Source organism: Citromicrobium bathyomarinum, from assembly GCF_038594605.1.
Lineage (GTDB): Bacteria > Pseudomonadota > Alphaproteobacteria > Sphingomonadales > Sphingomonadaceae > Alteriqipengyuania > Alteriqipengyuania bathyomarina_B.
Genome location: NZ_JBCFZM010000001.1, coordinates 765,077 through 786,522 on the forward strand (window position 1 = coordinate 765,077; position 21,446 = coordinate 786,522).

Below are 21,446 nucleotides of genomic sequence, written 5' to 3' on the forward strand. Positions count from 1 at the left end.
GTCAGCAGGCTTCGTATTTCCAGTTGCGGCGCTTGCCCTCGCCGATCCAGGCGACCGACGTCGCGATCCGCTTGCTGCGGGTCCCTTCGCGCTTGGCGGTGGTGATCCATTCCAGATATTCGCGCCGCTGGGCATCGGTGAAGGTGTCGTACACCGCCTTGGCCCCGGGGGCGGCGGCGAGAGCCTGCGCAAAATCTTCGGGCATTGCGATGGTGGGCTTGGCATTCGGCACCCGGCGCTTGCCAGCCGCAGCGCGCTCGGCTCCGCGCCGGAACCGCGCGATCAACTCTTCGTCGGACGGCAGGTTCTCAAGATCGGCGATCTTGCCGAGCTGCCCCATCCCCTCGCCGTTGCGATCGTGCTCCTCGTGATGAATCACGCAGCTGCAATGGGTCGCAAAACCGGCGATGCTGATGACATTCCTGCCCCCGAGCATAAGGGTTGGCATCGACCACTTGATGCTCTCTTCCCCTTCGGGAAGCGCCTCATGCGCCAGCTTGCGCAAGTGGCGCAGGATCGGCTGCGCGAAGGGTGCCGCCCGCGCGATGTAATCATCGATGCGCGGATCGGTCTTCACCGAATCAGTTCGCGAGGATCAGAGCAGGCGATTCGATCCGCTTCCTGAGCGCCTGGATGAAGCTCGCCGCATCCCAGCCATCGACCACGCGGTGATCGCAGCTGATCGAGATGTTCATCAGCAGGCGCTTCTCGACCCGCTCTACCCCGTCGGCACCCTTCACGAACATCGGGCGTTCGACGATCTTGTTCGGGCCGATGATCGCGACCTCGGGCCGGTTGATGACCGGCGTGGTCGCGATCCCGCCCAGCGGCCCGAGCGAGGTGACGGTCAGCGTGCCGCCCTGCATCTCGTCCGACTTGGCCTTGCCAGTACGCGCGGCTTCGGCCAGGCGACCGATCTCGCGCGCCAGCTGCCACAGGTTCTGGTTCTGCGCATCCTTGATCACCGGCACCATCAGCCCTGCATCGGTCTGTGCGGCCATGCCCATGTTGACCGATCCGTGGCGCGTTACGACGCCTTCTTCGTCGTCGTAGGTGGCATTGATCATCGGGAATTCGGGCAGGCACTGGCAGATCGCGGTGATCAGCAGCGGCAGGATGGTAAGCTTGGGCTTGTCGCCGCGCCCATCGTTCAACTGCGCGCGCATCGCTTCGAGATCGGTCACGTCGACCTCTTCCACATAGGTGAAATGCGGAATGTTGCGCTTCGACGCTGCCATGTTCTGGGCGATCCGGCGACGCATGCCGATGACCTTCACGGTCTCGTCCGAACGCGGGCCGGTGGCGGGCGAATAGCCGCCCGAATAGCTGATGAACTGGTCGAGATCGCCATGGCGCACACGGCCATCCTCGGCCGGTTTCACCTGCGCCAGATCGATGCCGAGGTCCTTGGCGCGCTTGCGCACCGCGGGGCTGGCGAGAACCTTGGTCTCGGACTTGGGCGCGCTTTTCTCGACCGGTTGCTCGGGTGCAGGATCGGGATCGGCTTCATGCGCGTCGTCCGCATCGCTCGCATCGGGGTTCTCGACCTCGATGCGCGTTTCGACCTCGTCGTCCTTCGGCGCAGGTGCGGGCGACGGATCGGACGCCGGCTCAGCCTGAGCTTCATTCTCTTCCAGCACTTCGTCCGGAATTTCGCCCTCGACTTCGATCGTGACGAGCATCGCGCCGATCGAGATGGTGTCGCCCACCTCGCCTGCGATTTCGATCACCTTGCCCGCCACCGGGCTTTCCATTTCCACGGTCGCCTTGTCGGTCATCATGTCGGCCAGCGGGCCGTCTTCCTCGACCGTGTCGCCGACGCTGACGTGCCACGCCACGATTTCGGCTTCGGCAATGCCTTCGCCGATATCGGGCAGGTTGAAGGTGAATTTCGCCATGTCGGATTTACTCGCTTAGAAGCTTGTCGAGGGCGGCGCCGATGCGCACCGGGCCCGGGAAGAAGGCCCATTCGAGGCTGTGAGGATAGGGCGTGTCGAAGCCGGTGACGCGCGCGATCGGCGCCTCCAGGTGATAGAAGCAACGTTCCTGCACCAGCGCGGAAAGCTCTGCGCCGAAGCCGGAAGTGCGGGTCGCCTCATGCACGATCATGCATTTCCCCGTCTTCTTCACAGACTTTTCCACAGCCTCGATATCGAGCGGGACCAGCGTGCGCAGGTCGAGGATATCGGCCTCGATGCCCTTCTCCTCCAGCACCGCCTTCGCGACGTGAACCATCGTGCCGTAGGTCAGCACGGTCAGCTGATCGCCTTCGGTCACCATTCGAGCCTTGCCCAGAGGGATGCTGTAATGGCCTTCGGGCACGACGCTGTCGGGATGCGATTTCCAGTTGCGCACCGGGCGGTCGAAGAAGCCGTCGAACGGGCCGTTATAGATCCGCTTGGGCTCGAAGAAGATGACCGGGTCGTTGTCTTCGATCGCGGCGATCAGCAGGCCCTTCGCGTCGTAGGGCGTCGCAGGGATCACGGTCTTGATGCCCGAGGCATGGGTGAACAGCGATTCCGGGCTCTGGCTGTGCGTTTGCCCGCCAAAGATGCCGCCGCCAAAGGGCGTGCGAATGGTCATCGGCGCGGTGTACTGGCCCGCGCTGCGATAGCGAATCCGCGCCGCCTCGCTGATGATCTGGTCATAGCCGGGGTAGATATAGTCGGCGAACTGGATTTCCGGGACCGGCCGCAAGCCATACGCGCCCATGCCGATCGCCGCCGCCACGATCCCGCATTCCGAAATCGGCGTATCGAACGCGCGCGACTTGCCGTATTTCTCCTGCAAGCCCGCCGTGCAGCGGAACACACCGCCAAAATAGCCAACGTCCTCGCCGAACACGACCACATTGTCGTCGCGCTCCATCGACACGTCGAGCGCGTCGTTGATCGCCTCGATCATGTTGAGACGACGCTCGTCGTTTCCGTTGCCCTCGCCGGTCGCATCGCGGCCGGACCCGGGGTTTGGCTTGTCCTTGGCGGACGCCTTGGTTTCAGTCTCGCTCATGAGTGAGGCACCCCGTCGGGATATTTGGTTACACGCTCGCTATGAGCCTGCTCGTTCTGCTCGCGGAGGTGCCATGGCTCCTCCTCGAACACGTCCTCGAACATCGTGTGGAACGGCTGGTGCATGCCATGGCCCAGGATGCCGTTCTTCTCTGCCGCCTTGGTGTCGGCCTTGACCTTCTCGGCGGCTTTGAGGTCCATCTCGGCCTGCCGGTCCTCATCCCATTCGCCCAGTTCGATCAGGTGGTTCTTCAGGCGCACCACGGGATCGCCCAGCGGCCATGCCTCGCGCTCCTGAGCGCTGCGATAGCCGGAGGGATCGTCCGAAGTGGAGTGCCCCTCGGCCCGGTAGGTGAAGAATTCGATCAGCGTCGGGCCGGAATTGGTCCGCGCGCGATTCGCCGCCCATTGCTCGGCGGCGTAGCAGGCCAGCGGATCATTCCCGTCGACCCTCAGTCCGGCAAGACCATACCCGATCGCGCGGCTGGCGAAGGTGGCGCGTTCGCCACCTGCGAAACCCGAAAAGCTGCTGATCGCCCACTGATTGTTGACGATGTTGAGAATGACCGGCGCGTTATAGACGCTGGCAAAAGTGCACGCGGCATGAAAATCGTTTTCCGCTGTGCTGCCCTCGCCCACCCATGTCGCGGCGATCCGGCTGTCGTTCTTGATCGCGCTCGCCATCGCCCAGCCCACGGCCTGGGGCGTTTGCGTGGCGAGGTTGCCCGAGATGCTGAAGAAGCTGTGCTCGCGGCTCGAATACATGATCGGCAGCTGGCGGCCCTTCAGCTTGTCGCCACTGTTCGAATAGATCTGGTTGATCATCTCGATCAGCGGATAGCCGCGCGCGATCAGTACGCCCTGCTGGCGATAGCTGGGGAACACCATATCGTCCGGCTGCAACGCCATCGAGGTGGAGATGCTCGTCGCCTCCTCGCCGGTGCACTTCATGTAGAAGCTGGTCTTGCCCTGCCTCTGCCCGCGGAACATCCGCTCGTCGAAGGCGCGCACCATGGAGAAGTGGTGCAACATTTCGCGCAGGGTTTCAGGGTCCAGCTTGGGGTCCCACGGCCCATGCGCCTTGTTGTCATTGCCCAGAACGCGAATCAGATCGGTGCACAGCCCGTGCGTTTCGGCAGGATCGCAGGTTTCGTCCGGGCGGGCCTGAGCGCCGGCATCGGGGATCTCGATCGCCGAGAAATCGACCTCTTCCGCACCGGGACGATAGTTCGGCTCGGGCACATGCAGCGATAGCTGCGGCTTGTTGTCGCGCTTGTCGGTCTGCGCCTTTGTTCGCTGGGGCCCTTTGGCCATGCGTATCTCTCCCGGCGCCTCTCGGGTCGAGACGCATTCTTTCACTCACGCGACCGGATATTGCGCGAGCACTTCGTGGTCAAGCACAGCGACGCCGAGCCTTCCCTGTCACACCGCAACCGGCGCCTTGATGGGCGGATGCGGGTCGTAATCGGCGACCGCGAAATCCTCGATCCGATAATCGAAGATGCTCGCCGGACGCCTTGTGATTTCAAGCGCCGGGCGCCCGCGCGGTTCCCGCCCAAGCTGTTCCTCGATCAGATGCGCGTGGTTGAGATAGAGGTGCGTATCGCCACCCATCCACACCAGCTCGCCCGGTTCGAGGTCCGTCTGCTGGGCGATCATGCGGGTGAGCAGCGCCGCACCGAAAAGGTTGAAGGGCAGCCCCAGCGCCACATCGCAGCTGCGCTGGTAGAGCACGCAGTCGAGCGTGGTGCCCCCTCCCCCGACATGGAACTGGTAGGACTTGTGGCACGGCGGCAGAGCCATCCGGCCAACCTCGGCCACATTCCATCCCTCGATGATATGGCGACGGCTGCCGGGGTTGGTGCGCAGGCTCTCGATCACCTTTGCCACCTGGTTGATCCCCTCGCCCTTCTCGTAGAGCCCATCTGCGCGATAGCGATAGGTCGGCCAGTCGACCCACTGCTTGCCATAGACCGGGCCGAGATCGCCCCAGCGATCGGCGAATCCCTCGTCGTCCGCGATCCGCTGCACGAACTCGTCGAGCGGCAGATCGTCGCCCGTTTCCGCGACATAGCGGGCGTGCGGCCACTCGTTCCAGATCTTCACGCCTTGGAGAACCAGCGGGCGGATATTGGTTTCCCCGGTGAGGAACCACAGCATCTCGCGCGCGGCGGTTTTCCAGTAGACCCGCTTGGTGGTCAGCAGTGGCACCGCGTTATCGGCGAGACTGCACCGCAACTGCGTCCCGAAAACCGCACGCGTGCCCACTCCGGTCCGATCCACGCGCTCGTCCCCGCCGCGCCAGATGCGCGCCATGAGATCGAGATATTGCTGTTCGAAATGGGGATCGCTCATGCGCGAATGCCTTAGCGGGCAAATGCATGCTTGCCACCCCCGGCGCACGTTCCTATAGGGCGCGCCTTGCCTCGACCCGCAGGTGGCATCGCCACCCTCGGGGCCGACACGGTCGGGGAGTAGCTCAGCCTGGTAGAGCACTGTCTTCGGGAGGCAGGGGCCGGAGGTTCGAATCCTCTCTCCCCGACCAATTATCGTTCGCAGCAGGGCGCATGGTATGCGCGAAGGGCCGATCGGTGTCGCCCCTCGGGCCCCGCGTGAAAACGCTCGATCCGCAATATTGAATCTTCGCCCGCCCGGCGGCTGTCGGCCGCGTCGAACGGGTCGCGTGCGCTGTCTCTCGCTGGCCGGGCCGTCTTGAGACTGCCGCCCTCCCCCGGATCCGATGGAGAATCGCCTAACGGCGGCGCATCGTGGCGCGAGCGAGGCGATTTAGCAGGGTCGAGAGCGAGGAATAGTTCGCATCCCCATAGGCGGAACCGACCGGCAGCGCGCCAGCAAGGCGCCGATGCGCCTCGGGCAGCGCGTGATAGGGCAGCCGCGGGACGAGATGGTGGAGCGCATGAAAGCGCAGGCCGACCGGGGCCCAGAGTACGCCCGGGAACGCGGGCGGGACATTGGTGCTGTCACGGTACTGGTCGGTAAGCGAAAGCTCGGCGCCATCGTTTTCCCACAAATGCGCCACCAGTGTGCGCGTCTGGTTCAGCACCGCAACGCCGGCGACGACCACGCAATAGAAGACGAAAGCGCGCAGCGGCACCAAGCCGGTCGCGGTGCTCGCGAGAATGGCGATGGCCGCCATGCTGGCTGCAATCTCCTGCAACCGCCAGCGGCGGGCAAAAGCCCCCTCGGGTGCAGGACGGTGATAGGCCGGGTTCACCTCGAGCGCGGAAAAACGTTCGACCAGCACCCGGCGCAGCGGCGGGATAAAGATGGAGAGCGGGGCGAGAATGCCGAAGCGCAGCAGCAACAGGAACGGCATGGCCAGCGCGGCCAGCGTGAACAGCGGCAGCGTCCACGGGCGCATGTGCGCAAGCGGGAGGTATTCCGGGTCGCGCTCGGTCCCGTAATGCCTGCGCGAATGGTGGACCGCGTGAATCCCCTCGTAAAGAAACGAGGGCAGCAGCAGCGGTGCGCCGACCCCGATATTCCATGCCGCGCGAAACCCAGGAAGCAGGCGGTGATCGAGATGCGTGATCTCGTGAATGAACAGCACCGCGCGGTACAGCGCGAGGATCGACAGCACGACCAGCGCGACTGTGAGCGCGGCGCTGTGGCTGAGGATTGCGCCGGCCAGCGCGGCATATCCGACCGCTGCCGACCCGAAACAATCGCTCCAGTATCGCGCTGGGCTTGGCCGATGAAGGTCGCGCGTCAGAAGCGCTGCCTGACGCAGCATCTGCTTGTCCTCGGCTCTGGTGGAGTGCGATTGCGAGGGCATTGCTCTTTGCTCTTTATCGTGGGCGATGCGCGCCCTCGCCATGATCAGTGGCGCTGCAGCATCCGGTTGATGACGGTGTTGACCGGCAGAATATGCGCGGCTGCGCCCAGCGCGGCATGGCGTGCGATGCGCGCGCGCCGATCCTCTGCCGTATAGAGGCGCACGAGCAGATTGGTCCCGCTGTAGAGCGGGCGGGTGGCAAGGCGGTGGCGCGCCTCGTACCGGCGCAGCAACAGCGGCGAAGCGATCGAGCGGCGCTTTTCGGCCGCGCTGCGCAGAAGTCCGGAAAGGGTTTCCGCCGATTGCAAGCCAAGGTTGAAGCCATGCGCGGTGACCGGATGCATGCCCACTGCGGCATCGCCGATCAGCGCTGCGCTGTCGCTCACGAAATGGCGGGCATAGGTGGTGGCGAGTGGATAGACATGCGGGGCGGAAACACAGCGCATGGGGCCGAGACGCCCGTCGAAACGCTCCTCGATCTCGGCCGCGAGCACCTCGGGAGGATAGGCGGCAATCGGCTCCATCGCAGCGCTCGACAATGTCAGGACCGCGGAGGATCGATGTTCTCCCAGCGGAAGCATGGCGATCGTCTGGCGATAATCGAACCACTCGGTCGCAATACCGTGATTAGGCCGGTCATGAGCGACACGCACGACAAGCATCGAGCGGCCGAGGCGATTGATCTCCGCCCCGATGCCGAGCTGTTCTCGTATCACCGAAAACCGCGAATCGGCGGCAACGATGAGCTTGGCAGTCACGGTTCGGCCATCGGCCAGAAATACGCGCGCGCCCGCCCTGTCGGCATGAACATGCTCGACGCCCGTACCGGCAAGCAGCGTCACGCCCCCCTGCCCCTCGATCGCCGCGAACAGGCTCTGGCGGATCAGATGGTTCGAGACGAGGCAACCGAGGTGGTCTTCCGGCCCGCCGTCCGGATCGAAGCCGAGCGCCAGCGCAGAGCGGCCATTATAGACGCGCGCGCTCCGCAAGGCGAAGACCTGATCGGGCGGGATACTGCTCCACGCGCCAAGCCGATCCAGCATGTCGACCGAGCGGTGGGTGAGCGCGATTTCCCGCCCGTCGACCGGCGGATCGGCCAGCACCTCCGCAGCCTGCCGCTCGATCAGCGCGATACGAAGACCGCTCCCTTCGAGAGCGCGGGCAAAGGCAAGGCCGCTGGGCCCCGCGCCTACCACGATAATATCGAAATCTCGCATCGCCTGTCCTGCAATTGCCGGTTGGAGGAGCGGGCTAGCGAGTGCCAGCCAGGGTATCATTGCGATGGATCAAACCGGACCCGGAGGCCGTGCTTTCTCGTTCCCTCGCCGGTCCGCGGCCTGCGCACGACGCAGCTAGAACGGGATAAGTGCCCGATGCGCCTTTGCGTGCTGCCGGTGGGCACCTATTCATAAGCCATATGAAATCGCAGATCGAAATTGGCACGGATTCGGCCGGGCAAGGCATTTGCGTCGACGTCGAGGAACTGCTCGCCACCCGTTTGCTCGTTCAGGGCAATTCGGGATCGGGCAAATCGCACCTGCTGCGCCGCCTCCTCGAACAGACGGCCGGGCTCGTTCAGCAGATCGTGATCGATCCGGAAGGCGATTTCACCAGCCTGGCGGACCCGTTCGACCATATCGTGATCGATGGCGCCGCGCATTCGGTGCGCGAGATAGAGGCGCTTGCAAGGCGGGTACGCCAGCACCGCGTTTCGGTCGTCCTGGCACTCGACGAGCTGGAGGTGGAACAGCAGATCCGCTGCGCCGCGCTGTTTCTCTCCGCGCTGTTCGATGCCCCGCGCGAGCATTGGTATCCCGCGCTGGTGGTGGTCGATGAAGCGCAGATGTTCGCCCCTGCCGCCGCGGGCGAGCTGGCCGAGGATACGCGCCGCATGACGCTGTCCGCGATGACCAACCTGATGTGCCGCGGGCGCAAGCGCGGCCTCGCGGGGATCGTCGCGACGCAGCGGCTCGCCAAGCTGGCCAAGAATGTCGCCGCCGAGGCCTCGAACTTCCTGATGGGCCGCACCTTCCTCGACATCGATATGCAGCGCGCAGCCGACCTGCTGGGGATGGACCGGCGGCAGGCGGAGCGTATCCGCGATCTGCAGCGCGGCCATTTCCTGGGCCTCGGCCCGGCGATCAGCCGCCGTCCGGTCGCGGTGCATATCGGCAATGTGCAGACCGGCGGGAAGAACGCCGCCGAGGGTCTGATGCCCCTGCCCCAGGCCGAGGGAGAGGACCTGGAGGCCCTGCTCCATTCCGAACTGGCCGAGGAAGCGGCTGCGCCCGCGCGCGCCCCTGCCCCGCCCAAGTCGGCGCCCGACCTGGAACGAGCCATCACTGAGCGCGCCGCAAAGGCCGAGCCTGCCGTGAGCGGCGAGGCGGACGCCGCGGACGACTATCTGCGCGAAGGCGGCGCACCCAACCCGCAGGCTGGCGAAGATGCGGTGCCCCGGATAATTGCCGAGCTGGCAGCCGAAGAAGGCGCGACCTTCCAATCCTCGGCTGCGCTGTTCCGCAATTTCGCGACCCGCTGCCGACAGCAAAAGGTGCCGAGCGCGCATATCGACATGGTGCAGTTCCGCCGCCTGTTCGCTTTCGCGACGGCCGGTCTGCACGAACTGGAGGCGCCCCTTCGCGAGGTGATCGAACGCCTGGCCGATAATGTGCCGGACGATGTGCTCGCGCCCTACCTTGCGCTCGCGGTTTCCGCCGCTCGGGGCGATGAGGCACCCGACGAAGACGAACTCGCGCGCGTCTATGGCAGTTCGTCCCCCAGCCGCATCCGCCGGTTGCTGGAACACATGGAGCGTCAGGGACTGATCGTGGTGCGCGAGGAATTCGGCGGCGGGCGCACGATCATCGTCGTCGGGCTCGAAGAACCGGCCGGCGCAGTACATGCTTCGTGAGGTAGTGCGCACTCTCCGGGCGAAAGACTAAGGCGATTGGACGGAACAGGCGTCTGCGGGCGCGGTTGATCAGGCAAAGGAGAAATATCGAATGCCTATCATCATCCTCATCGCTACGATTCTCGTTCCGCCGCTCGGCGTCGCGCTCAAGCACGGGCTCGGCACGCAGTTCCTCATCAGCCTCGTCCTGACTTTGCTGTTCTACATCCCCGGCCTGATCTACTCGCTCTACGTCAACTACGCCTGATCCCATGGCGCGGGAGGATGATCGGCAGGGCCGCCACCGTGCGGTCCCTTCCTCCCGGCTCGGGCGGCTGAGCGGCTTCGGGCGGCTCGCAGGCGGTGTCGCCGGCGGCATGCTGGCCGAAGGCGCGCGCCGCGTGGCTTCTGGCGAGCAGCTCCGGATGAACGACCTCGTTCTGACACCGAGCAATATCGGACGGCTGACGGAGCGCCTGTCGCACCTGCGCGGGGCCGCGATGAAGATGGGCCAGATGCTGTCCATGGATGCAGGCGATGCCCTGCCTCCCGAGCTGTCCGAGATTCTCGCCAAGCTGCGCGACAACGCCGATTTCATGCCCCCGCGTCAGCTCGACAAGGTGCTGGCCGAGGAATGGGGTACCGACTGGCGCAAGCAGTTCCGCCGGTTCGAGCCTCGCCCGATCGCTGCCGCCAGCATCGGGCAGGTCCACCGCGCCCTCACCCGCGACGGGCGCATGCTGGCGATCAAGGTGCAATACCCCGGCGTGAAGCAGAGCATCGATTCCGACGTCGACAATGTTGCCACCCTGCTGCGCATCACCGGCCTGCTGCCCAAGGAACTCGACATCGCACCGCTGCTCGTCGCCGCGAAAGAGCAGCTGCACGAAGAGGCCGACTACCGCCGCGAGGGCCGCATGATGCAGCGCTACGGCGAACTGCTCTCAGGGCACGAGGCGTTCGTGGTCCCCGCGCTCGACGAAGAACTGACCCGCGACCGCATCCTTGCGATGAGTTACGAGGAAGGCCGCCCGGTCGAACAGCTGGGCGACCAGCCTCAGGAGGTGCGCGACAGCGTGTTTGCGGAGGTGATCGAACTGGTCGCGCGCGAGCTCTTCGAATGGGGTTTCATGCAGACCGACCCCAATTTCGCGAACTACCGATACCGCGAGGCGGACCGGAAGATCGTGCTGCTCGATTTCGGAGCGACGCGAGAGGTCGCTCCAGGGATCGCGCTGTCCTATCGCAATCTCCTCAAAGCCGGTCTCGACCGCGATCACGCTGGCGTCCGGCAGGCCGCGATCGACGCGCAATTCATGGCCCCCGCCGTCGTGGAAAAGCACGGTAAAGCAATCGACCGGATGATCGCGATCATTCTCGGCGAAATGGCGAGGGACGCCCCCTTCGACTTCGGCGACCGCGGCTTCGTGCCTGCCTTGCGCGACGAAGGCATGGCCATCGCGCAGGACAAGGCTATCTGGCACATCCCGCCCGCCGAAACGCTGTTCGTGCAGCGCAAGGTCAGCGGCACCGCGCTGCTCGGCGCGCGGATCGGCGCGGTGGTCAATATCCACGCCATCGTGCGCGATGTGCTGACAAGGACCGCCTAGCGGGAGCCTATACCTCCCGGGCACGGCCGAATTGCCAGCCCAGCGCCTATGCAGATTTACGAGTATGAAGGGCTGCGTTTTCGCAGTATAGCTCCCCAATGCTCAGTAAAAATTGTCGACAAAACGACTGATTTCTTGTGGCTGGGCATGGTCGAGTGGCCCTGTAGGTCACTTTCATTCGGAGGGCCTTGAACATGCACCCCCAGCAGCATCATTCACAGTTCGAAATTATGCCCTATCCAAGCGCGCTGCGCAGCGGCTGGATGCCCGATCCCGCCAGCAATGCCTGGTCGATGTTCCAGCAGGAGCTGTCGGAACAGGCCGATCCCGGGGCGCAGTTCGATCCGGTCGTGCAGGATCTGCTCGATTTTCTGCAAGGCGATCCGATCATCGCCTGGCTGATGGCGCAGGCGTGCCGGCAGAACGCCACCATGCTGGCGACGCCCGATCTCGACACGGGCGGCGTGCCCCTCCCCCGCATCGACGACGCAATCTGGTTTGCCGCCTATTGCAATGCGCTGCTGACCCAGACCCCGCGCTTCATCGACGATCAGCTGGTTGGCCTGCCCTTTTCCGGAATGACCGTAGGGATCGACCCGACGCTGGCCGGATCGCAGCTTCTCGGACTACCTCAGTTCAATGAGAAAATGCGCGCGGTGCTCGACCAGTGGCACCGGTTCCTCGGCACCGCCGCATCCAACTGGGTGTTCGCGGTCGATGGGCAGCAATGGCTCTCCGACCAGGCGAAGGCGATGTATCACTTCGACGACTGGCAGAAGGACAACGAGACGCTGCCCTACTGGAATTCGTGGAATTCCTTCTTCACGCGCGAGTTCAAGGACCCCGCGACGCAACGGCCGACCGCCGATCCGGAATCCAACCAGACGGTGATCTGCCCGAATGACGGATCGCTGTTCCGCTGGGAATATCAGGTGGCGTCCGACAATACCTACTGGTTCAAGGACATGAATTACTCGCTGCGCGATATTTTGAGCTCATCCGATCCGACGCAGCAGGAAACGATCGACAAGTACGGCCTGGTCGACATGTTTTCTGGCGGATATATCTTTCAGACCTATCTCAACCCCTACAATTTCCACCGCTGGTGGGTGCCGGTGAACGGCAAGGTCCTGTTCGATCCGATCTCCATCCCCGGCGCCTATTTCGCCAAGCTCGTCCTGCCGGATTTCACCGGGGCGACCACCGCTTCTCTGCCCTATCTGTGCGAAGCCAACGCGCGCGGCCTGATCGTGTTCGAAACGCCCGACTACGGCCATGTCTGCTGCATTCCGCTGGGGATGAGCGAGGTCTCCACGATCGACTTCGATCCGGCGATGACCATGGGGGCAGAAGTGCGCAAGGGCCAGCCGATGGGGATGTTCAATTACGGCGGATCCTCCTTCGCTATCCTGTACGAGAACCTGCCCGACAAGCAGCTCGTCTTCATGGATGGCAACGGGCAGCATTTCCCGCAGCGGCCGGTACTCCCATCGGGCAGCGCAAGCACCGGCGGCAATGTCACCAAGATCGGCGCACAGATCGGGGTGTGGTATTCGCGCTGAAGCAGAACCACCCTGCGCTCCACGCGAAGGAAAAGAGCTACCCCTCCCCCTGCTCCGCGATCCAGCGGTTTACATGGTCTTCCAGCACATTGAGCGGCACTGCCCCGTTCTCCAGCACCGCGTCGTGGAAGGCGCGCAGGTCGAACCGGTCGCCTAGCGCCTGTTCCGCGCGGGTCCGCAGCTCGCGGATCTTCAGCTCGCCGATCTTGTAGGCGAGCGCCTGGCCGGGCCAGGTGATGTAGCGGTTGACCTCCGCGTCGATGTTCGCCGCACTGAGCGCGGTGTTCTCGGTCATGAAATCGACCGCCTGTTGCTTGGTCCAGCCCTTCGAGTGGATGCCTGTATCCACCACCAGCCGGGTCGCGCGCCACATCTCGTAGCTCAGCCGCCCCATCTCCTTGGCGGGCGTGTCGTACAACCCCATCTCGATGCCGAGCCGTTCGGAATAGAGGCCCCACCCCTCGACGAATGCGGTGAAGAATGTGCCGTTGCGGCGCAGCGGGTGCAGGTCCAGCTCCTGCTGCAGCGCGATCTGGAGGTGATGCCCCGGCACCGCCTCGTGGACGCCCAGCGCGGGCAGCTCCCACAACGGCCGCTGGTCGAGCTCGGTCAGGTTGACGCGATAGATTCCCGCTTGCCCCGTCTGGAGCGAGCCGGGCTCGTAATAGGCGGTGGTATTGCCGGGCGCCTGCGCTGCGGGGATCGGCAGCACGGTGTAGGGCTGGCGCGGCAGCGTGCCGAACAGCTTGGGCATCCAGCCGTCAATCTGCTTGGCGAGCGCGGCGGCGTAGCGCAGATACTCGTCCTCGTCGGTCATGTAATATTGCGGATCGGTGCGCAGATGTTCGATGAAAGCCTCGCGGCTGTCGAACCCTGCCTCTGCCGCCACGCTTTCCATTTCTGCCAAGATGCGCGCGACTTCGGAGAGGCCGAGCTGGTGGACCTCGTCGGGCGTCATGTCGGTCGTGGTGAAGCTGCGCACGCGATAGGCGTAGTAGTCGTCGCCGTTCGCGGTTTCGGCGACACCGGGCAGGCCGGTGCGGCATTCGGGCGCGTATTCCTCGGTGTAGAAGCTCAGGAAATCTTCGTAGGCGGGGAACACCACATCGGTCAGCGCGGCGCGGGCGCGGGCTTGCAGGGCTTCCCAGTCGGCTTCGGAAATGGTCGAGGGGCGCTTTGCGAAGGGGCGCCAGAAGGCCGATTCTTCGGGGCTGTCCGCCATCTGGCCGGTGATCTGGTCCTCGACGCCTTCCATCGGCCCGCATGCCTGCGTCAGCCCGCGCGCAACCGCCTCTCGGCTGCGGGCGATCCCGGCTTCGTTCTGAGCGCCATAGGCTTCGAGCCGCGCAACGTAGCTTTCGTAATCGGCCTTGGTGAACAGCGGCGAGCTGTAGGGCAGCGACGCGATCCAGCTGAACCAGCCGCCGCGATTGGTGAACAGGACGTAGCGGGTCTGGTCGAACTGCGCGCCCTCGATCCCGTCTTCGAGCGAGCTTTTGAGGATCGCGTAATCCACCCGCAGGTCTTTGGGCAGCGCGCTCTCGTCGATGGCGTTCAACCGTGCGAGGAATTCGCGGTCTTCGGCGACGTTGCGATCATAGGCCGCCATGCTGAGGTCGCCCAGCTGCCCGTCCCCGCGGCGGTCGCCCACCGAGGTCGCCAGAGTGGGATTGTCGTCGAGCATGTCTTCCCACACATCCTCGCGCAGCTCGGTGTAGTCCTCGACCGGGCCGGCGGTCAGCGGGCTGGCGATGGTGAATGCGAGCGCCGTGGCGGCGAGCAGGTGCTTCATGGTGACTGGTTCCCCTTGTTTGCGGCAATCCCTATTGCGCGCGGCGGCGTGCGTCCAGTAGGCCGGACCGATGGAAAAACCCGCGATCCTGTTCGTCTGCCTCGGCAATATCTGCCGCTCTCCCTTGGCGGAAGCGGCGTTTCGCGATGCTGCGGAGAAGGCCGGGCTGGAGGCGGAGGCCGACAGCGCAGGCACTGCGGACTACCACGTCGGCAACCCGCCCGATCCGCGCAGCGTCGAGGAAGCATCGAAGCACGGGCTCGACATCTCGGGCTATTCCGGACGGCAGCTGGTGATCGAAGATTTCGAGTGCTTTACGCACATTTTCGCGATGGATCATCAGAACCTGCGCAATATCGAGGCGCTGCGGCCCGAGGGATCGCGTGCGCATGTCTCGCTGCTGATGGACCTCGTGCCGGGGCGTGAAGGCGCGGCGATTGCCGACCCGTACCACGACGGCGAGGAGCAGTTCGAATATACGTGGGAGGATGTCGACGCGGCGGCGAAGGCGCTGGTGGAGCGGCTGGGCGGATAACCAAAAAACCCCTCCCCTTGGGGGGGGCAGTTCTTGTCACCCACCCCGCAGTGTTCGCACACCCATGTCGCGCTCCATCAGGTAGAGCAGGATGCGCGCCGCCTCGCCGCGTTCGCCCTCCAGACCGGCGTCGCGGTCCATCAGAAGTTTCGCATCGGCAGTCGCGGGGTCGAGGAAGCGCTGCATCTGGTCGAGCGTGGCGATGCGGAACGGCGTGTCGCCCGACTGCCGCGTGCCGAGCAGTTCGCCCCCGCCGCGCAGCTCCAGATCTTCCTCGGCGATCCGAAACCCGTCCTGTGTCTCGCGCATGAGGGCGAGGCGGCGCTGGCCCGTTTCGGACAGCTGGTTACCGCGCAGCAGCAGGCAGACCGATTTCTCGCTGCCCCGCCCGACCCGGCCACGCAGCTGGTGCAGCTGGGCGAGGCCGAAGCTTTCCGCCTGTTCGATCACGATCAGCGTGGAGGCGGGGACGTCGACGCCCACTTCGATCACCGTGGTCGCGACCAGCAGTTTCGCCGCGCCGCTGGCGAAGCGCGCCATAGCGGCGTCCTTCACCTCGGGGTCGAGCTGGCCGTGGACCAGCACCACGGCATCGTCGAACCGCGCCTTGAGCGCAGCAAAACGCTGCTCGGCGGCGGCTTTCTCCATGCCCTCTTCATCGCGGACCATCGGACACACCCAATAGGCCTGCTGGCCGCTCGCGAGGTGCCGCCCGACCGCCTCGACCACTTCGGGCAGACGATCCATCCCGACCACGCGCGTATCGATCGCCTGTCTGCCCGGCGGCAGTTCGTCGAGCCGGCTGACCTCCATCTCGCCATAATTGGCGAGCGTCAGCGTGCGCGGGATCGGGGTCGCCGTCATCGAGAGCGTGTGCGGCGGCCGCTTGCCCTTGCCCGCCATCTGGAGCCGCTGCGAGACGCCGAAGCGGTGCTGTTCGTCCACCACCACCAGCCCGAGGTCGCGGTACTGCACCGCCTCCTGAAAGATCGCGTGCGTGCCGACGACGATCTGGATGCTGCCATCCATCAGCCCCATCAAGATGCTTTCGCGCGCGCGCCCCTTGTCGCGGCCCGTCAGCAGCGCGACCTCGACCCCGGTGGGCCGCGCCATCTCGCGCAACGTCTCGTAATGCTGGCGCGCGAGGATTTCGGTCGGGGCGAGCAGCGCCGCTTGCGCGCCCGCCTCCACCGCGACCAGCATTGCGTGCAGCGCCACCACGGTCTTGCCCGCGCCCACATCGCCTTGCAGCAGACGCAGCATCGGTGCGTCCTGCGCGAGGCCGCCCTCGATCTCGCGGATCGATCGCTCCTGCGCGCCGGTCAGCGGAAACGGCAATTGCAGCTTGTCGCGCAGGCTCCCGTCGCCTGCCAGCGGACGGCCCCGCTTGCGGCGGTTATCCGCCTTCACCAGCTGCAAGGCCAGAGCATTGGCGAGCAGCTCGTCGTAGGCGAGCCGGTCCTTCGCGGTCTCGTCATCGCGCGCATGGACGCTGCGCAACGCGTCCGCCCAGGCGGGCCATTTCTGCTGCGCGAGCATGCCCGGCTCGATCCATTCGGGCACCGCGGGCAGCTTCTCCAGTGCCTGCGCCGCGAGGCTTGCCATGCGCGGCTGAGTAAGCCCCTCAGCCAGCGGATAGATCGGCTCGCGCATTGGGCCGAGCGCGGCGTCCTCCATCGTCAGCACATGGTCCGGGTGGACCATCTGGAGCATGTCGCCGTAGCGCTCCAGCTTGCCCGCCACGCGGCGCTTCTCGCCCACCGGCAGCTGCTTTTTCGCGGTGTAGCTCGACCGGCCGAAAAAGGTCAGCGCCAGCACGTTGCCCGCGCTGTCGGTGGCGAGGATCCTGTACGGCGCGCGCCGCGACGCGCCTGCGCGGTGTTCGGTCACGGTCAGCGCGACGATGATCTGCTCGCCCTCGCCCGCCTCGTCCAGATTGTCGACCGGGCGGCGCGTCACGAAGCGGTCGGGCCAGTGATAGGCAATGTCGCGCACCCGCGTGCAGCGCAGTTTCTCGAGCGGCTTCTTCAGCTTGGGGCCGACACCGTCCAGCGTGTCGACCTCGGCAAACAGGGGGTTGAGGATTTCGGGCCGCATGGGAGCGCTATGACAAATAGAGGTCGTCATTGCGAGACACGTCCGCAGGACGGGGCGAAGCAATCCAGAGCGTCTTGCGAAAACGCACTGGATTGCCGCGTCGCGGCTTCGGCGTTCCGCGTAATGACGAGTTGAGAAATCGGCGCGGCAGGCCTAGTCCCCAACCCATGACCTCCCCCAGCTTCGAATCCCGCCTCGCCCGCGCCAAGTTTCGCGCCTGGCACCGTGGCACGCGCGAGGCCGACTACATGATCGGCGGCTATTTCGATCGCTATCACGCCGAATGGGGCGAGGACGATCTCGTCTGGTTCGAAACCCTGCTCGATTACGACGATGTCGAGATCATGGCCTGGGCGCTCAAGACGCAGCCGATCCCGCCGGAAATGCAGGGTGAGCGGATCGAGGTCATGCAGAAGCTCGATTACGTCGATATTCCGCGATGACCATCTCTCCCCTCCTCTTTAGAGGAGGGGCGGCGAGACTTGCGAGCTTGCTGCCTAGTCGCAGCGGGGTGGTGCTTTGCGACCGGCCTCGCTAACGCCATTCCACCACCCCCCCAACCCCCTCCTCGCGAAGAGAAGGGGGCAAAATGCGTGTGCACGGAACACGTGCGCGCCGGAGCGACTTAGACACCAATGCCCGACCTCTCCCGCATCCTCGCCGCGAAACAGCCGCTGACCTTCGCCAACTTGGCCCGTGGCGCGCAGCCTCTGGTGATGGCGGACATCGCGCGCGCAGCGAAACGACGCGCTGTGTTCATCGCTCCCGAAGACAGCGCGATGCGCGGCGTGGCCGACGCCGCGCGCTATTTCGCGCCCGAGCTCAGCGTGATCGAGCTGCCTGCGTGGGATTGCCTGCCCTATGACCGGGCCAGCCCCGCGCTCTCGATCAGCACCCAGCGGCTGGCCGCGCTGCATCGCCTGCAGAGCGAGAAAGGCACGCCGCAACTGCTCGTCACCACCGCCAATGCCGTGCTCCAGCGTATGCTCACTCCGTTCCGCATTCGCGAGGCGGTGCGCGAGCTGAAGCCGGGAATCAGCATCGGGCACGAGAGCCTGACCCAGCTGCTGCAAAAGCAGGGCTACAACCGCACGGACACCGTGATCGACGCAGGCGAATTCGCGGTGCGCGGATCGATCTTCGACATTTTTCCCTCAGGCCTCGAACAGGGCCTCCGGCTCGATTTCTTTGGCGACGAGCTGGAGAGCCTGCGGCTGTTCGACCCGAGCACGCAGCGCACCACCGGCACGCTCGATTCCTTCCTGCTGCTACCTGCTTCGGAAGTGTTGCTCGAAGACGCGACGATCAAACGCTTCCGCTCCGCCTATCGCGAACGCTTCGGCGCGAATGCCACGCAGGACCCGCTCTACGAGGCGGTCAGCGAAGGGCGACGACAGGCGGGGATGGAGCACTGGCTGCCGCTGTTCGAGGACAAGCTGGCGACCCTGTTCGACCATCTTGGCGAGAGCGATCCGGTTGTCATCGACGTCGGTGCGCTCGCCGCGTTCGAGGAACGTATCTCCGACATCGTCGAATACCGCCGCACGCGGACCGAGACTGCCGGGCAGAAGGCGGGCAGCTATCGCCCGCTCGACCCCGAGGCACTCTACCTGGCGCAGGACGAGATCGACGGCGTAATGGCCCAGCGGCCCGTCCACCGCGCGACCGGCTTCGACGAGCCCGAGAGCGACAGCGTGATCGATTTCGGCTTCGGCTCGGCCCGCGACTTCGCGCCCGAGCGTGCGCGCGGCGACAATATCTACGAAGCGGCCGCACAGCATTTCAAGACCATCGGCAAGGCGGGCAAGCGCCCCTTGCTCGCCGCCTATTCCCAGGGCAGCCGCCAGCGCATCGCCTCGATCCTCAGCGAAGCGGGCACAAGTGTGACGCTTGCCGAGAGCTGGCAGGATGCGCTGGGCAAGGCGGCAAAGGGTGCGCCGACGGCGATGATCCTGCCGCTCGACAGCGGGTTTGCGAGCGACGATATCGAGCTGATTACCGAGCAGGATCTGCTCGGCGATCGGCTGGTCCGCAGGCGCAAGAAGCGGCGCGATTCGGATGCTTTCCTGAGCGAGCTTCAGGCGCTCTCGCGCGGCGATCTGGTGGTTCACACCGAACATGGCATCGGCAAGTATCTCGGCCTCGAACCGATCACCGTCGGGAAGTCCAAGCACGACTGTGTGATGCTGGAGTACAAGGGCAGCGACAAGCTCTACATCCCGGTCGAAAACCTCGAAGTCCTCTCGCGCTACGGCAGTAGCGAAGAAGCCGTCATGCTCGACCGGCTGGGCGGCGAAGCTTGGCAGAAACGCCGCGCGCAACTGCGCGAGCGGATTCGCGAAATCGCGAGCGAGCTGATGCGCACCGCCGCACAGCGCGCGCTCAAGAAGGCCCCCGTGCTCGAAACGGACGAGGCCAGCTACAACCAGTTCGTCGACCGCTTCCCGTGGGAGGAAACCGACGATCAGGAACGCGCGATCGCCGACGTGCTGGGCGATCTGGAAAGCGGCAAGCCGATGGATCGGCTGGTCTGCGGCGATGTCGGTTTCGGCAAGACCGAGGTGGCGCTGCGCGCCGCCTTCGTCGCGGCGATGGGCGGCCAACAGGTCGCTGTCGTGGCCCCGACCACCCTGCTCGCGCGACAGCACTACCAGAATTTCAGCGAGCGGTTTGCCGGCTTCCCGCTCAAGATCGGGCGCCTCAGCCGCCTCGTGCCGCCCAAGGAAGCGAGCGAGACGCGCGATGCGCTGGCCGACGGCACGATGGATATCGTCATCGGCACGCACGCGATCCTCTCCAAGTCGACCAAATTCAAGGATCTGGGCCTCGTGATCGTCGACGAGGAACAGCGTTTCGGCGTGACGCACAAGGAAAAGCTCAAGACGCTGCGCGCCGACGTCCACATGCTGACCCTCACCGCGACGCCGATCCCGCGTACGCTGCAGATGGCGATGACGGGCCTGCGCGAACTCTCCACCATCCAGACCCCGCCGGTGGACCGCCTCGCCGTGCGGACCTACGTGATGGAGTGGGACGACATGGTGATCCGCGAGGCGCTGCTGCGCGAACACCATCGCGGCGGGCAGAGCTTTATCGTGGTCCCACGCATCTCCGACATGGACCCGATGCTCGACTGGCTGCGCGAGCATGTGCCCGAAGTGAAGGTCGTGCCCGCGCACGGGCAGATGAGCGCGTCGGAGGTCGAAGACCGGATGAGCGCGTTCTACGAGAAGAAATACGATGTTCTGCTGTCGACCACGATCGTCGAAAGCGGGCTCGACATCTCCAGCGCCAACACGATCATCATCCACCGCGCCGACCGTTTCGGCCTCGCCCAGCTTTACCAGCTGCGCGGGCGCGTGGGCCGTGCGAAGCTGCGCGCCTATGCCTACCTGACCACGCCTGCGGATGAGGCTTTGTCGGAGGTCGCGGAGAAGCGCCTCAAGGTATTGAGCGACCTCGACAGCCTTGGTGCTGGCTTCCAGCTCGCCAGCCACGACCTCGACATTCGCGGCGCGGGCAACCTGCTGGGCGACGAACAGTCGGGCCATATCCGCGAGGTCGGCTTCGAACTCTACCAGTCGATGCTGGAGGACGCGATCCTCGCGGCCAAGGCGGGCGAGATGGGGCTTGAGAAACCCCCCGAGGATATCAGCCCGCAGATCACGGTCGATGCACCGATCATGATTCCGGAAGAATACGTGCCCGACCTCGCTGTGCGCATGGCGCTCTACCGCCGCCTCAATCAGGCGAGCGACCAGGCCGAGATCGAGGGGCTGGCGGCCGAGATGATCGACCGCTTCGGCGAATTGCCCAGCGCGACGCAGAACCTCGTCCGCCTGATCGAGATCAAGCATCAGGCGATTGCCGCCAACATCGCGAAGATCGATGTCGGCGCGCGTGGCACGCTGGTCACCTTCCACAAGGACGATTTCCCCGATCCGGCAGGCCTGCTGGCTTACGTCGACAAGCGCGCAGAAGCGGTGAAGCTGCGGCCCGATATGAAGCTGGTCGTCAACCGTGCGTGGGGCGATCCGCAAAGCCGCCTCAACGGGCTGTTCCAGCTGACCAGGGGCCTGATGAATGTCGCCCGCAAGGCAAAGAAAACCAAGGCGGCGGCAGACTGATGGATTGATCGCTCGGCCGGTTTGGGCAA

At 65.1% G+C, this 21,446-nt stretch carries 16 protein-coding genes and 1 tRNA gene; 8 read left to right on the plus strand and 9 right to left on the minus strand.

Translation table 11 applies throughout. The annotated features are described in order from the left end of the window. Position 1: 1 nt before the first annotated feature. From AAG612_RS03730 to thyA, 5 genes are all read right to left on the minus strand, one after another. On the minus strand, positions 2-577 hold the full coding sequence (locus AAG612_RS03730; RefSeq protein WP_342507337.1) for a YdeI/OmpD-associated family protein: 576 nt from the start codon (positions 575-577) through the stop codon (positions 2-4). A gap of 4 nt (positions 578-581) precedes the next feature. After that, positions 582-1,898, minus strand: coding sequence for a dihydrolipoamide acetyltransferase family protein (locus AAG612_RS03735; RefSeq protein WP_342507339.1), 1,317 nt, complete (start codon positions 1,896-1,898; stop codon positions 582-584). A gap of 7 nt (positions 1,899-1,905) precedes the next feature. Beyond that, on the minus strand, positions 1,906-3,009 hold the full coding sequence (locus AAG612_RS03740; protein ID WP_342507343.1) for an alpha-ketoacid dehydrogenase subunit beta: 1,104 nt from the start codon (positions 3,007-3,009) through the stop codon (positions 1,906-1,908). Further along, positions 3,006-4,322 (minus strand): thiamine pyrophosphate-dependent enzyme, encoded by a 1,317-nt coding sequence (locus AAG612_RS03745; RefSeq protein ID WP_342507345.1) that lies wholly within the window; start codon positions 4,320-4,322, stop codon positions 3,006-3,008. Before AAG612_RS03745 ends, AAG612_RS03740 begins: the two co-directional genes overlap by 4 nt. Before the next feature lie 108 nt (positions 4,323-4,430). After that, positions 4,431-5,363 carry a thymidylate synthase gene (thyA, locus tag AAG612_RS03750; RefSeq protein WP_342507347.1) on the minus strand — a complete coding sequence of 311 codons (933 nt, stop codon included), beginning with the start codon at positions 5,361-5,363 and terminating at the stop codon, positions 4,431-4,433. Positions 5,364-5,476: 113 nt separating this feature from the next. On the opposite strand from thyA, the gene AAG612_RS03755 reads away from it, so the two are divergent. Then, positions 5,477-5,553, plus strand: a tRNA-Pro gene (locus AAG612_RS03755). Between the two features lie 207 nt (positions 5,554-5,760). On the opposite strand, the gene AAG612_RS03760 is transcribed toward AAG612_RS03755, so the two are convergent. Together AAG612_RS03760 and ubiM are read right to left on the minus strand one after the other, a co-directional pair. Further along, the gene (locus AAG612_RS03760; RefSeq protein WP_342507349.1) at positions 5,761-6,804 is read right to left on the minus strand and encodes a fatty acid desaturase family protein; all 1,044 of its coding nucleotides are present in this window, start codon (positions 6,802-6,804) and stop codon (positions 5,761-5,763) included. 44 nt (positions 6,805-6,848) lie between these two features. Continuing rightward, positions 6,849-8,021 (minus strand): 5-demethoxyubiquinol-8 5-hydroxylase UbiM, encoded by a 1,173-nt coding sequence (gene ubiM / locus AAG612_RS03765; protein ID WP_342507351.1) that lies wholly within the window; start codon positions 8,019-8,021, stop codon positions 6,849-6,851. A 200-nt stretch (positions 8,022-8,221) separates the two neighbouring features. On the opposite strand from ubiM, the gene AAG612_RS03770 reads away from it, so the two are divergent. The 4 genes from AAG612_RS03770 to AAG612_RS03785 all read left to right on the plus strand — a co-directional run bounded on the left by AAG612_RS03770 (position 8,222) and on the right by AAG612_RS03785 (position 12,866). Further along, positions 8,222-9,715: a helicase HerA domain-containing protein gene (locus tag AAG612_RS03770; protein WP_342507354.1), complete on the plus strand. Its 1,494-nt coding sequence runs from the start codon at positions 8,222-8,224 to the stop codon at positions 9,713-9,715. Positions 9,716-9,806: 91 nt separating this feature from the next. Continuing rightward, positions 9,807-9,962, plus strand: coding sequence for a YqaE/Pmp3 family membrane protein (locus tag AAG612_RS03775; protein ID WP_342507356.1), 156 nt, complete (start codon positions 9,807-9,809; stop codon positions 9,960-9,962). 4 nt (positions 9,963-9,966) lie between these two features. Beyond that, positions 9,967-11,304 carry an ABC1 kinase family protein gene (locus tag AAG612_RS03780; protein WP_342507358.1) on the plus strand — a complete coding sequence of 446 codons (1,338 nt, stop codon included), beginning with the start codon at positions 9,967-9,969 and terminating at the stop codon, positions 11,302-11,304. 230 nt (positions 11,305-11,534) lie between these two features. Continuing rightward, the gene (locus AAG612_RS03785) at positions 11,535-12,866 is read left to right on the plus strand and encodes a phosphatidylserine decarboxylase family protein (protein WP_342507361.1); all 1,332 of its coding nucleotides are present in this window, start codon (positions 11,535-11,537) and stop codon (positions 12,864-12,866) included. Between the two features lie 37 nt (positions 12,867-12,903). Here the strand turns inward: AAG612_RS03785 and AAG612_RS03790 are convergent, their stop codons facing one another. Continuing rightward, on the minus strand, positions 12,904-14,658 hold the full coding sequence (locus tag AAG612_RS03790; protein WP_342507363.1) for a DUF885 domain-containing protein: 1,755 nt from the start codon (positions 14,656-14,658) through the stop codon (positions 12,904-12,906). A gap of 70 nt (positions 14,659-14,728) precedes the next feature. On the opposite strand from AAG612_RS03790, the gene AAG612_RS03795 reads away from it, so the two are divergent. After that, positions 14,729-15,193: a low molecular weight protein-tyrosine-phosphatase gene (locus AAG612_RS03795; RefSeq protein WP_342507365.1), complete on the plus strand. Its 465-nt coding sequence runs from the start codon at positions 14,729-14,731 to the stop codon at positions 15,191-15,193. 36 nt (positions 15,194-15,229) lie between these two features. On the opposite strand, the gene recG is transcribed toward AAG612_RS03795, so the two are convergent. Next, positions 15,230-17,290 (minus strand): ATP-dependent DNA helicase RecG, encoded by a 2,061-nt coding sequence (gene recG / locus AAG612_RS03800; RefSeq protein ID WP_342507367.1) that lies wholly within the window; start codon positions 17,288-17,290, stop codon positions 15,230-15,232. A gap of 167 nt (positions 17,291-17,457) precedes the next feature. Between recG and AAG612_RS03805 the strand changes: the two genes are divergently transcribed. Together AAG612_RS03805 and mfd are read left to right on the plus strand one after the other, a co-directional pair. Next, positions 17,458-17,733, plus strand: a complete 276-nt coding sequence (locus AAG612_RS03805) for an FAD assembly factor SdhE (protein WP_342507370.1) — start codon at positions 17,458-17,460, stop codon at positions 17,731-17,733. Positions 17,734-17,925: 192 nt separating this feature from the next. Further along, the gene (mfd, locus tag AAG612_RS03810; RefSeq protein ID WP_342507372.1) at positions 17,926-21,417 is read left to right on the plus strand and encodes a transcription-repair coupling factor; all 3,492 of its coding nucleotides are present in this window, start codon (positions 17,926-17,928) and stop codon (positions 21,415-21,417) included. Positions 21,418-21,446 lie beyond the last annotated feature (29 nt).